At 65.0% G+C, this 11,958-nt stretch carries 13 protein-coding genes; 11 read left to right on the top strand and 2 right to left on the bottom strand.

Translation table 11 applies throughout. The features are described 5' to 3' along the window. Positions 1-128 precede the first annotated feature (128 nt). The gene (locus tag E5A73_RS04630) at positions 129-1,325 is read left to right on the top strand and encodes a DUF418 domain-containing protein (RefSeq protein ID WP_135962642.1); all 1,197 of its coding nucleotides are present in this window, start codon (positions 129-131) and stop codon (positions 1,323-1,325) included. 90 nt (positions 1,326-1,415) lie between these two features. Here E5A73_RS04630 and E5A73_RS04635 read toward each other — a convergent pair whose 3' ends face one another. Beyond that, on the bottom strand, positions 1,416-3,149 hold the full coding sequence (locus E5A73_RS04635) for a hypothetical protein (RefSeq protein ID WP_135962643.1): 1,734 nt from the start codon (positions 3,147-3,149) through the stop codon (positions 1,416-1,418). 394 nt (positions 3,150-3,543) lie between these two features. Between E5A73_RS04635 and E5A73_RS04640 the strand changes: the two genes are divergently transcribed. Further along, positions 3,544-4,521: an IS1595 family transposase gene (locus E5A73_RS04640; protein ID WP_135962644.1), complete on the top strand. Its 978-nt coding sequence runs from the start codon at positions 3,544-3,546 to the stop codon at positions 4,519-4,521. 304 nt (positions 4,522-4,825) lie between these two features. Here E5A73_RS04640 and E5A73_RS04645 read toward each other — a convergent pair whose 3' ends face one another. After that, a complete protein-coding gene (locus tag E5A73_RS04645; RefSeq protein ID WP_135962645.1) occupies positions 4,826-5,380 on the bottom strand; it encodes a hypothetical protein in 555 nt (184 codons plus the stop codon). 413 nt (positions 5,381-5,793) lie between these two features. On the opposite strand from E5A73_RS04645, the gene E5A73_RS21205 reads away from it, so the two are divergent. From E5A73_RS21205 to E5A73_RS04680, 9 genes are all read left to right on the top strand, one after another. Next, a complete protein-coding gene (locus tag E5A73_RS21205; RefSeq protein ID WP_168355805.1) occupies positions 5,794-5,934 on the top strand; it encodes a hypothetical protein in 141 nt (46 codons plus the stop codon). Between the two features lie 56 nt (positions 5,935-5,990). Then, on the top strand, positions 5,991-6,116 hold the full coding sequence (locus tag E5A73_RS21890) for a hypothetical protein (protein ID WP_276605803.1): 126 nt from the start codon (positions 5,991-5,993) through the stop codon (positions 6,114-6,116). A gap of 434 nt (positions 6,117-6,550) precedes the next feature. Continuing rightward, positions 6,551-7,207 carry a hypothetical protein gene (locus E5A73_RS04650; RefSeq protein ID WP_168355806.1) on the top strand — a complete coding sequence of 219 codons (657 nt, stop codon included), beginning with the start codon at positions 6,551-6,553 and terminating at the stop codon, positions 7,205-7,207. Then, positions 7,197-8,531, top strand: coding sequence for a DNA-packaging protein (locus E5A73_RS04655; protein WP_135962647.1), 1,335 nt, complete (start codon positions 7,197-7,199; stop codon positions 8,529-8,531). Before E5A73_RS04650 ends, E5A73_RS04655 begins: the two co-directional genes overlap by 11 nt. 25 nt (positions 8,532-8,556) lie before the next feature. Then, positions 8,557-9,225 carry a spermidine synthase gene (locus E5A73_RS04660; RefSeq protein ID WP_135962648.1) on the top strand — a complete coding sequence of 223 codons (669 nt, stop codon included), beginning with the start codon at positions 8,557-8,559 and terminating at the stop codon, positions 9,223-9,225. A 160-nt stretch (positions 9,226-9,385) separates the two neighbouring features. Then, the gene (locus E5A73_RS04665; protein WP_135962649.1) at positions 9,386-10,492 is read left to right on the top strand and encodes a phage portal protein; all 1,107 of its coding nucleotides are present in this window, start codon (positions 9,386-9,388) and stop codon (positions 10,490-10,492) included. A 38-nt stretch (positions 10,493-10,530) separates the two neighbouring features. Next, positions 10,531-10,839: a DUF6127 family protein gene (locus E5A73_RS04670; RefSeq protein WP_135962650.1), complete on the top strand. Its 309-nt coding sequence runs from the start codon at positions 10,531-10,533 to the stop codon at positions 10,837-10,839. Then, entirely contained in the window at positions 10,836-11,300 is a 465-nt protein-coding gene (locus E5A73_RS04675; protein ID WP_135962651.1) for an HK97 family phage prohead protease, read from the top strand. Before E5A73_RS04670 ends, E5A73_RS04675 begins: the two co-directional genes overlap by 4 nt. Continuing rightward, on the top strand, positions 11,297-11,797 hold the full coding sequence (locus tag E5A73_RS04680) for a lyase (RefSeq protein ID WP_168355807.1): 501 nt from the start codon (positions 11,297-11,299) through the stop codon (positions 11,795-11,797). The genes E5A73_RS04675 and E5A73_RS04680 overlap by 4 nt, the downstream gene beginning before the upstream one ends. The last annotated feature ends 161 nt before the right edge of the window (positions 11,798-11,958 follow it).

Genomic DNA, 11,958 nt, shown 5'->3' on the forward strand with positions numbered 1-11,958 from the left:
CCCCGACCATGCCCGACAGCTACCCCAGCATGACGAACAACCGGTAAAGATCGCAGGGAAACATACGTGATTTAGGGCGCTGGCTTTCGAGGGGTGCCGTCCCTAGGGGCGGCGCAAAGGAGTCGCGAATGCAAGGAGCAACCGCCGGGCGCGCTGCCGGTGACGGACGATTGGAATCGGTGGACGTGGTGCGCGGTTTCGCGCTGATGGCGCTGTTCCTCGTCCACATGATCGAGAGCTACGAGCTCTACTGGGCCGACCCCAGGAACGGGCCCGTCTCGGACACGGTGTATCTGCTGTTCATGGGCAAGAGCTTCTCGCTGCTCGCGCTCTGCTTCGGGTTCAGTTTCTTCATCCTGATGGCCCGGGCGGCACAGCGCGGCGTGGATTTCACTGCGCGCTTCGCGTGGCGGCTGACGATGCTGTTCGCGATCGGGCTGGTTCATGCGCTGATCTATCGCGGCGACATCATCCAGTTGCTCGCATTGATCGGCTTCGTGCTGCTCGTGTTCCACCGGGTGCGCGACAATCGGGTGCTGATCGCAGTCGCCGCCTTCGCCTTTCTGGGCCCCGTCATGCTGGTCCAGCTCGGCGCGGCGATGGCCGGCGCGGGCTGGGCCAACCAGCCGCCGCACCATTTCTCCGACCCCGCGATGGCGGTGTATCTGCACGGCGACTTCGCCGACTATCTGCGCGCCAATCTATGGGACGGGCAATTGCCCAAATGGTGGTTCATGCTCGAATCGGGGCGGGTGCTGCAGATCCTCGGGCTGTATCTGGTTGGGATGGTGCTCGGGCGAATCGGCTTCTTCGCGCGGCTGGGCGATTTCGCCCGGGCGCGGTGGATCGCGCTGGCGATCGCGGCGGCGCTGGCGGTGGCGCTCTATTTCCTGCGCGACGGAATCAAGGCGGGGTTCGCCGCGCAGCAGCACGGCGCGGCGTCCGAGCGACTGCTCTCGTATCTGCTCGGCAGCTGGTTCGAGCTGGCGGGGACGGCAGTCTGGTTCCTGCTCCTGCTCGCTGCGTATGAGAGCCCGGCGCGCGTGCTGATCCGCCCGCTGGCCGCAGTCGGGCGGACGACGCTGACCCTCTACATCCTCCAGTCGCTGGTGTTCGTGCCGGTGTTCTACGGCTTCGGGCTGGGGCTGTACGACGATTGGAACCAGTTGACTCGGCTGTGGGTCGGGCTCGCGGCGATCGCGGCGCAGCTCGTGCTGGCGCATTGGTGGCTGCGGCGCTTCCGCTACGGGCCGGTCGAATGGGTGTGGCGCGCGCTGACCTTCTGGCGGCGGGATGTGCCGTTCCGGGGGGCGGCGCTGGGGTAGGGGCGGTGGGGTGGGTGGCTTGGGCTGGGCCGAATGCTGAATTACTGCTTTCGCTGGGTGCGGGCGATAGCCGCTGTTGCGGTCTTGGTGTCAGCCGTTCGAATCAACATCGCTTGGCGCATTCGGCTGACGCTTGCGCGGTAAATAGGGGCGCACCCGAATGGCGTTCAGTCGGCTGCGCTTTCCTAGCTCCTCCAATGCGGCCAGCATCTTGTCCCCGATGATTGAACACGCCGGGTCATCGCCTTCAAGCCTGCTGAATCGAAGGCCGATTCGAACGACGGCGCTCAATTCCTTGCCCTTCAAACTTTGGAGGAGGTGCACATAGTCTTTCTCCGACATAGATGCGAGGAAGTCCGTGTCGCTTGGGCCCCAGCTTCCATCCTCGTCGATCTTGGCAAGTATGCTTTTGGGATCGTGATCGAGGGTCAAGCCTGACAGCTTGTCCTCTAGGGCCTTTGCCAAATTCACGTCGGGAGCCTCTGACAGATGGTGTTGCTTGATGTCGAAGAACCCCCGCGACTTCCCCGCGTTCGCTTCCACGAACACCTTGATCAGTCCGTCAGCCTCATCATCCGCGTCGAGTTCACGTAGGTGCTTTACAATGCCGTCAACCTGCCCCACCCCCAGGTCGGATCCGTGGTTTTCGATTGACTCTATCAAAGCGGCCTTGAAGGACGACTCGTCGTCGCCGAAGCCGCCCTCGAGGATTTCCCACGGGCGTCGCAGGGCCTGGTGCACATCCGCCTTGCCGGCCGCCTCATGCAGAACGGCTGCCTCACGCCGAACGGCTTCGAGGTCGAAGCCTCCCGCAGTCAGCCCCGCGAGAATGACATCGTCGAATTCACTCATGTGAGTGAAGCCGTAGCGGTCCAGGAGCGCGTTGCATTCTGCCTCTTCCGGTGACGTTTCCTCCTTGGGGAAGTAGGCAGAATATTCATTCCGCTGTCTGATAGAATCGAGCGGCGGGGCTAGCATAGGTTCGAAGACCGCCCACCCAAGCAGTGCAAGTCCTGCCACCGTCTCTTCCATAACGACAGGGTGTAGCTGCGCCAGATCCGCTTCGATGAAACTCAAGAAACTTCGAATCCGCTTAATGACGCGGATGTTGGTGATCCCAAGTATCTTGGTGCGCTGCGCTAGCAGCTTGTCGAGCGGATTGGAGATATCAAGTGCAGTCCCGGCCGCTTCCTCAGGCGTCGGTGTGTACCTGACTGCCTGATCCACCACCTTTTCGAGATGCGTCCTAAAGTCCTTGTCGCGCGCCTCGTTGAAACCCTCCTCATTGAGCAGCAGTACTACCTTGCAGTCTTTCTCCTCGCGGAGAGACGAGACAAATCCGAGTATGTCGGCTAGATCGAGACCGCTGCCCGCGCGCTCGAGGTCGTCGATGCAGATCAGCTGGTTCCTGATCAGAAGCGCGGCCCCAGGAAGGATCAGCTCGGATGCCTTACCGACCCATGGCAAGGCCGAAATGCCCGTCACGATAGCGTTGAGTCCCTTGCGACTGCCCGCCTCCGCGTAGTTTGTGGCCGAGTTGACCAATTCTCGGAAGGAGGCGATGCTTGGTTGAACTTCAGTCGAATCCAACTTCACCGTCGACTGGAAGATGGCCGCCTTAAGTGCGTCGATGTTGCGCAGGCCGAAAACCGACACGTAAGCGTAGCGCTCGCGTGGGAAGTTGCCGTTTTGGCGCATCTCCTGCAGCGCCTGTCTCCAGCCGAAAGTCTTACCAACGCCCCAGCGTCCGCTTACGCTGAGCACGCCCGGGCGGGTGTCGGCCAGGAAGCGGTGCATTTCCTGTCGAGCGAGTTGGGTCGACATTCGGTATCCCTCTTTTGGGTCCCCAACTGTACTTCATCAAAGCGCGCCGTGCATCCTCCTCGATTGGCGGCGGCCTCGCGTTCCCTCAGCCGTCGCAGCAAGCAAAACCTCCAGTGCGGTCCCGTACGGGACCGGAGGGGCTGACTGGAATCGACTAGCGGGCGCGCGTAGCCGCTGGATCCCGGCGGCGAACACGAGGACGATGAGGATCGCGGGTGTCGGCGATCTAGTCGCGCCCAGTCTTGCAGCGACGCGAAGAGACACGCAGTGGTGATAACCATATAGGTTATTAAAATTTGACATCGTAACGCTGATATGGCACAAAGAGCGCGATTATGTAGTTTACAAACCCACTCGTTAGGTGCATAAGGATGCATCAACGGAGCACTTCACCATGTCGGTTCTTTCCTCTCCCCACTTCCACGACGAAGCCAAGGCCTTCGCGTATCTGGAGAGCATCGTGTGGGCTGACGGGGTTGTGTGCCCGCACTGCGGCGTGGTCGGCTCGCGCGTCTATGATCTGGCGGGCGTTCGCTCCAAGGCTTCGGTGAAGAACCCCGAGGGCGTCGTCCGTCACGGCCTTAAGAAGTGTGGCGAGTGCCGCAAGCAGTTCACCGTCAAGGTCGGCACCGTGTTCGAACATGCCCGCATGCCGCTGCACAAGATGCTCCAGGCCGTTCACCTCATGGTGTCGAGCAAGAAGGGCATCAGCGCCCACCAGCTCGGCCGGGTTCTCGAAGTCCAGTACAAGAGCGCGTGGTTCCTCGCCCACCGCATCCGCGAAGCCATGCGCTCGGGCGACCTTACCCCGTTCGGCGGCAACGGTGGCGCAGTCGAAGTGGACGAGACCTATTTCGGTCAGAAGCGCGACGTTAAGAAGGCTCGCGCCGGCACCGCGCATAAGTTCGGCGTTCTGGCGCTGGTCGATCGTGAAACCCGCACTATGCGCACCTTCACCTTTGACCGCTTCCGCGCCGAGACGGTTCACCCGATCGTGCTAGCGAACATCAGCCGCGAAGCCCGCCTGATGACGGATGAGGCCCGCATGTACAGCAAGATCGGCAAGCAGTTCGCCGAGCATGGCACGACGCTCCACGGCATCCGCCAGTACGTCGATTACAGCGACCGCACGATCCACACCAACACCGTGGAAGGCGCGTTCTCGATCTTCAAGCGCGGCATGAAGGGCGTTTACCAGCACTGCGGCGAACAGCACCTTCACCGCTATCTGGCTGAGTTCGAGTTCCGGTATAACAACCGCATCGCCAACGGCGTGGATGACAAGCAGCGCGCTCGCAACGCCGTGGCCGGTATCGTCGGCAAGCGCCTGACCTACGCAAGGCCTGACCTCTCAGACGCCGCCCGAGCCTGATAAGGGATCGAAGCGGCGGCGTTTGCGCTGGATCACCAAGTCGCGTCGAAGGTGGATGAATTTTGCCTTTGCTAACTTTATCGGTTATAAACGCACAACGGCGCGCCGCCGGTTGGACTGGAAGCGCGCCGTTGCTCTTACCCCTTCTGGAAGGGGGCAGGGAGTGGAGCGGCCCAAGGGCCGCTATCTACCTCCTATGAGTGGTCAGCCAGATCACTTTGTCCCTCCTTTCGTCGGTGTGGGTGGCTTCGCACGGTCCTTTGGTGAGGTGGCGTGCGTTGCCGGGATATTGGGCGGCGGCTGATTATTGGTCAGCCGCCGTTTCATCTTCGCGATAGTCGGTGCGATCACTGAGAGTGCGCTCAAAGTCGCCCAAGCGCTCTCTAAGCGCTACCTTCATACCGTTCCGCGAGACCAGACCTTCCGATTTCAACAATGACAGAGTGGGCGAGATAGAGCCCATTGGGACTTCACTCCCACGCGACGCGGAAGCGATCTTTTGGATCTCTGTCGCATCAGTCCAAACTGCGGGCGCATCCTTCAGTGCCTCAAGCACTAAGTCTCGTACGCTGCGCTTTGGAGGGGGAAAGGGGATGTCGTCGCGCACCTCTATGACGTTAGGCATTACCGGCGCCCCGTGGTGGCCGCTATCATCGCCGACAGACTGGCCAAACTTGCTGACAAGTTCTTCCGCAGAGTCGAGGTCCGCAAGCAGGGACTGCAGTTCACCGAGACGCCGTCGCACGCCATCAATCTCATGACTGACAGAAGCTTTGCGTTTTCGAATCGCGCTAAGGCTGAGCACCTGTTCCATTGCTCGCTTGTACCAAGGCTTGATCCATTCCGCAAGCTTGATCAAGCCGGCGACGCCCTTTGTTCCTTCCGTCAGAACAATAAGGGAACATTGAGGCTTGAGGTCGAGGCTTGATCGGGAAGCCGAATCATGCTTTAAGGCGGCTGTCGGTCCGCCGGCTTCTCCTACACTGCCCCATGGCGCGCTGATGCCGCCCGGGGCGCATGGGGCGTCCCGGAGCCCGGGGCTTTCACCCCGGACCCACGTAGGAGGCTGTTATGCGGATTGCATGCAGTTGGCCGAAGGCGGTGTCGGTATGCCAATACCACCGCTTCCGGTTCGGTCGGTGGGAGCAAGTCTGCTCCCATTGCCGGTCATTCCCTCGCCGCTAACGCGGTCGATTGACTCAACTCGCGGCGGACCGGCACCTTCTAGCATGCAGCGATTCTCGTCGTCAAATTATATGCTATGATCGAACCATGACCGACGATCCCAAAACCCAGCTCGACAAGTTCAAGGAAGCCGCGCGCGAGCTAGAGACGGACGACGACCCCGAGCGCTTCAAGGAGCGGCTTGGGAAGATCGCGAGGGCCAAGCCTAAGCCGGAGAAGCCGGAGTGAAGCTAGGACGCTTGGCGAACATCTCCTTTGTTCTCTCTATCGTCGTGGGAGTGCCATTGGCGATCTTGGCCTACACGAAGGGCGGGCCGATGTGGCTGCTCCGCCCCGGCGTGGTTGTGATGTTCGCGCTCTCCGTGCCGCTGATGATGGACCGGCTGCTCGTCCACGTCCGGCAAAAATAGGACCGCACTAACCAATCTGGTTATTTTCCTTGACACAGCGTCACGCTCGTGCTAGAGGAATCGGCATGCTGGTGAACCACGCCCGGCGGATGACAAGCGCGAGCGGGCTGAAGGCATCGCGCGCGAAAACGCGATGGCGTGGGCAATGCAAACGGCGGTGATAGGCGAAGACCCTATGGCCATCCTCGCCAGAGCGCAGCTTTATGAGGAGTACGTTTTAGCGGCCAAAGCTGGATCCCGGTTGCGGCCTGAGCATCTCGCGAATGTTGCGTAGCTCAGTATTCGACTGAAGCATTTGCTTTTGGATCTGAGCTAGGGCGCTAGCAATTGATTCGAGGGCCTCGGCTTGCCTCACTTCGGGGCTCTTACCTTCGGACTGCTGGGTATACATCCCTTCAGGCAATTCACGTTCGGACACACGCCTCTCCTGTCTCTTGTCGAGCAGGGAACATGCACAACCTCAGTGGGTGTGTAACTACATATACGCCACAAAGAGGAACGCTGAAGAATTGCGAGTCGGGGCCTTCGGGTTCCAGGGCGGCCATCGCGCGATGGGCCGCCGCTTTGCTATCGAGGAGCGACCAGTGGCGGACATCTCTTCTTTGTTGGGAAAGGAGCGGCGCAAGCCGCGGCAATCCTTTACGCCGGATCTCCGGCAGCGCTTTCTCGATGCGCTGGCGCTGACCTGCAACGTCCACGCGGCCGCGGCCTATGCAGGAGTCGATCGGACGACACCGTATAATTGGCGCCGCCACGATCCGGAATTTCTCGAGCAATGGCGCGATGCGGTCTGGGCCGGCTTCGATCGGCTCGAAACCATGGTGCTCGAAGCGGGCGGGGCGGGGCTGCCGCTGGAGGTCGCGCCCGGCGATGCCGATCGCGTCGAGGCCGATGCGCCGAACGCGCCGCCGTCCTTCGACTTCGACAAGGCGATGGCGGTGCTGCGGCTGTATCGGGAGAAACGGCATGGATCCGCGCCCCAACGGGGCCGCGCACCGCGGCAGTATCCGACGCGCGAGGAAACCAATGCGGCATTGATCAAGGCGCTGACGGCGGCAAAGAAGCGGCTGGACAAGTCCGATGGCGATTGAAACGGTGACCGCCGAGGATGCGGCGCTGGTCCGCGCGCTGGTCGCGATTCCCGCCGAGGTCTGGCCGCGCGTGCTCGGCGGTCTCACGCATGGCCAGGCACTCGAACTAGCCGAGCGCTTTCCGTGCTGGGCGCACGATGGGCAGCTCGAGCCGGCGGGGATGCCGTTGGTCTGGCTGATCATGGCTGGTCGCGGTTTCGGCAAGACGCGGGCAGGCGCGGAATGGCTGAGCGCGATGGCGCGATGCAATCCGGACGGGCGCTTCGCGCTGGTCGGCGCGACGCGCGACGATGTCCGCCGCGTGATGGTCGAGGGACCGAGCGGGCTGCTCGCCGTGGCGCGCGCCAACGAGGATCCGGTCTGGCGCAGCGCCGCGGGCGAGCTGCGCTTCGCTTCGGGTGCCGTCGCTTATGCGTTTTCCGCCGAGTCGGCGGAAGCTTTACGCGGACCCGAGCACCATGCCGCCTGGTGCGACGAAGTCGGCAAATGGGGCAGGCGGGGCATGGCGGCATGGGACAATCTGATGTTCGGGCTGCGCAAGGGGGAACGGCCGAGGGTGCTGGTCACCACCACCCCGCGGGCAACCGCTCTGGTTCGCAGAGTCGAGAAGCTGGCGAGCGCCTCCGACGCAGTGGTCCGCGGGCGGACGCGCGACAATGTGCATCTGCCCGAGAGCTTCGTCGCGGCGATGCTCGAGGCCTATGCGGGGACGCGGCTGGGGCGGCAGGAGCTGGACGGCGAATTGCTCGAAGATGTCGCCGGCGCCTTGTGGACGCGGCGGCTGATCGAGCGGGCGCGGGTGGGCGTGGCGCCCGAGCTCGAGCGCGTGGTGGTTGGAGTCGACCCGCCGGCGAGCGCCGACGGCGATGCCTGCGGGATCGTCGCGGTCGGGCTGGGGCGCGACGGCCGCGGCTATGTGCTCGAGGATGCGACGATCGCGGGGGCATCGCCCGAAGGCTGGGCGCGCGCGGTGGCGGTGTGTGCGGCGCGGTGCGGTGCCGATCGGGTGGTCGCCGAGAAGAACCAGGGCGGCGACATGGTGGCGAGCGTGCTGCGCAGTGCCGATTCGAGGCTGCCGGTGCGGCTGGTCCATGCGTCGCGCGGCAAGAGCGCGCGGGCCGAGCCTGTGGCGATGCTCTATGAGGCGGGCAAGGTGCGGCATGCGGGGGTGTTCGCCGCGCTCGAGGACGAATTGTGCGGGCTGCAGGTGGGCGGCGGCTATGAAGGGCCGGGGCGCTCGCCCGATCGCGCCGACGCTTTGGTATGGGCGATGACCGAATTGATGCTGAGCAAGCGGGGTGCGGCGCGGATCACGCTGATGTAGGGCGGAGTGCAACCAAGGAGCGAAGATGGTCCCGCGCGAACTGATCGATACGGCGGACGTGCCCGGCGGCGAACCGCTGCGGCTGTTTCGGCGGGGGGACGATTTCATGATCGTGCTCGACCGCAACGAATTGATGAACAGCCGGATGAGCGGGTCGGAAGAGGCGCTCGCCGAGATGACGATCGACCGGCTGCGGGTGCCCGCGCCGCATCTGCTGATCGGCGGATATGGCATGGGGTTCACCTTGCGCGCGGCATTGCGGCGGCTGGACCAGGACGCGCGGGTGACGGTGGCCGAGCTGGTACCCGGGATCATCGACTGGGCGCGCGGACCGATGGCAGAGATGACCGGGGACTGCCTCGACGATCGCCGGGTGGAAGTGGTGATCGACGATGTCGGGGCGCGGATCCGGCACGGGCGGGGCGGCTATGACGCGATCCTGCTGGATGTCGACAATGGCCCCGACGGGCTGACCCGGCCGGGCAATGACGGGCTCTATTCGATGCGCGGGCTGGCGGCGGCGCGGAGCGCGCTGCGCACCGGCGGGATATTGGCGATATGGTCGGCGGCGCCCGATGCGGCGTTTGCGCGGCGGCTGGCGGATGCGGACTTTGCCGTGGAGGAAGTCGGCGTGCGGGCGCGGAGCAACGGCAAGGGCCCGCGGCATGTGATCTGGTTCGCGACGCGGCGGTAGAAAATCCCTCTCCCATCGGGAGAGGGAGGGAGCCGACGCAGTCGGCGGAAGGGTGAAGGGCAGGTCGCCACACCTTCTGCCCTCACCCTTCCCTCCGCCTTCGGCGGCGGGCCCCTTCCCTCTCCCGCTGGGAGAGGGAGCGACGTTTCGGGAGACAGGCATGAAATGGTTCGGACGCAAGTCCGGGCGCGAGGGCGCTCGGCTGCCTTTGGCGCGCGGCGGCAGCATCACCGGCTTCGGCGACTGGCCGCGCAGCTACGAGGCGCAGGTGCGCGAGGGCTATTGCCACAATCCGGTGGCGCAGCGCGCGGTGAAGCTGGTCAGCGAAGGCGTGGGGAGCGCGCCGCTCAAGGCGAGCGATCCGGCGCTGGCGGCGCTGGCGACGGCGCGGTCGGGCGGGCAGGTGCTGATCGAGACCGTCGCGGCGCATCTGCTGCTCCACGGCAATGCCTGGGTGCAGGTGCTGACCGACAGCCAGGGCCAGGTGCGCGAATTGTTTGCGCTCAGGCCCGAGCGGGTGACGGTGGAGGCCGATGCGGGCGGCTGGCCGGTGGCATATCGCTACCGGGTGGGCGAGCATGTCGCGCGGCTGGCGGCGGAGGATGCGGCGGGCCGGGTGGCGGTGGCGCATATCAAGGCGTTCAACCCGGTCGACGATCATTACGGGCTCGGCTGCCTCGGCGCGGCGGCGGGGGCAGTCGCGATCCACAATGCCGCGACGCGCTGGAACAAGGCGTTGCTCGACAATGCGGCGCGGCCCTCAGGGGCTTTGGTCTATGACGTCGGCGATGGCGGCGCGCTGAGCGCCGACCAGTTCGCGCGGGTCAAGAACGAGCTCGAGGCGGGGTTCGCGGGCGCGGCGAATGCGGGACGGCCGATGCTGCTCGAGGGCGGGCTCAAATGGCAGGCGATGAGCATGACCCCCGCCGACATGGATTTCGTCGGGCTCAAGGCGGCGGCGGCGCGCGAGATCGCGCTCGCCTTCGGGGTGCCGCCGATGTTGATGGGGCTGCCGGGCGACACCGCCTTTGCCAATTACCGCGAGGCCAACCGAGCCTTGTGGCGGCTGGCGATCCTGCCGGTGGCGGACACGATCCTGGCGGGGATCTCGCAGGCGCTGCGCGGCTGGTTCGCCGACGCATCGCTGGCGATCGACTTGGACCGGGTGCCGGCGCTGGCCGAGGACCGCGCGCTGCTGTGGGGACAGGTCAGCGCGGCGGACTTTCTGAGCGACGACGAGAAGCGGGCGATGGTGGGAATCGCCTGAGCGCGGGGCAATCCGGGCGGGGACTTCAGGAGAGTAGGATGCGTAACGAAACAGTGCTCGCGCAATTGATCGAGCAGGCGAAGGAAGACGGCGCCGACATGGCGACCTTGCGGGCGATCGCCGAGGAGGCGGGCGAAGCGAGCGCGCAGCGGGCGCTGGCGCGGCTGGGGCTGGAGGATGTCGGCGCGGCGAAGGACATGGCCGAGCTGCGCGAGCTGCTCGGCGCGTGGCGCGATGCCAAGCGCTCGGCGCTCAAGGCGGCGTTTTCATGGGCCGGGCGAATGGCGGCGGCTTTGGTGCTGGTCGGGCTGGCGGTGAAGCTCGGGTTTCCCGGGTGGCTCAAATGATCCCCTTCGACGCCGCCTGCGGCGGCGCTCAGGACAGGCTTCGACAAGCTCAGGGCAGGGCGGTGCGCTTCGCCGGCTATGCGGCGGTGTTCGACGTGCCCGACCGCGGCGGGGACGTGGTGCGGCGGGGCGCGTTCCGGCTGGCGGGGCCGGTGCCTCTGCTATGGCAGCATGACGGAGCGCCGGTGGGGACCGTCGAGCGGCTCGCCGAGGATCGCCGGGGCCTGCGCGTGATCGGGCGGGTCGAGACGCCCGAGCTCGCCGCGGCGGTGGCGAAGGGCGGGGTGACCGGTCTGTCGTTCGGCTACCGCGTGACCGAGGCGCGGGGGACGACGCGGCGCGAGATCAAGGCGCTCGAATTGCTCGAAGTGAGCCTGGTGGCGAGCCCGATGCAACCGCTGGCGCGGGTGCACGCAGTGGATTGCGCAGCGTGGCGCGAAGCTGGCACAAGCGCGGGATGACCGAGCCCGATTATCTTCCACCCTCGACCTTCCTCCAGGCGCTGATCGACGAGGACGAGCCGGTGCTGGCCGGCAGTGCCGAAGCGGACGCCCGCGCGGCGGAGCTGATCGCACTGACGCGCGATGCCGACAGCGCCAATCGCGACTGGGCACTGATGATGCTGTCGCAATCGGAGCTGGAGACGCCCGAAGCGCTGGCTGCGCTGGTGCGCGGGATGGACGACGAGCATCACGAAGCCGCACTGGAAGCGACGATCGGGGTGGCGATGCGCGTGCCGGCGCTGGCACTGCCGCGAGTGCGCGCGCGGCTCGACGGCGATACCGTCGACTCGATGACATTGGAGGCGGCGGCGTGGATCGCCGATGCTTCACTGCTGCCGGCGCTGGAAGCGATCGCGGAGGAAGTCGAGGAGGATCCGGCGGAGAAGGGCGACCTCTTTGCGGTGGCGCTGCGCGAGGCGATCGAGGCCTGCACGGAGGGTACGGTGCCGCACTAAAGGGGGTGCGGCTGCTGCGCAGCCGCACCCCCTCACCCAGCTTCGACTAAGGCTCGGCTAAGCCGACCCTAAGTCTGCGCAACCCTCTCCCCCTTTCAGGGGGCGAGGGAGGAAAGGGCCGGCCCTTGCCGGCGCCGTGAGCAATGACGGGAATTTTCAGC

Source organism: Sphingomonas gei (assembly GCF_004792685.1).
GTDB classification, from domain to species: Bacteria; Pseudomonadota; Alphaproteobacteria; order Sphingomonadales; family Sphingomonadaceae; genus Sphingomonas; species Sphingomonas gei.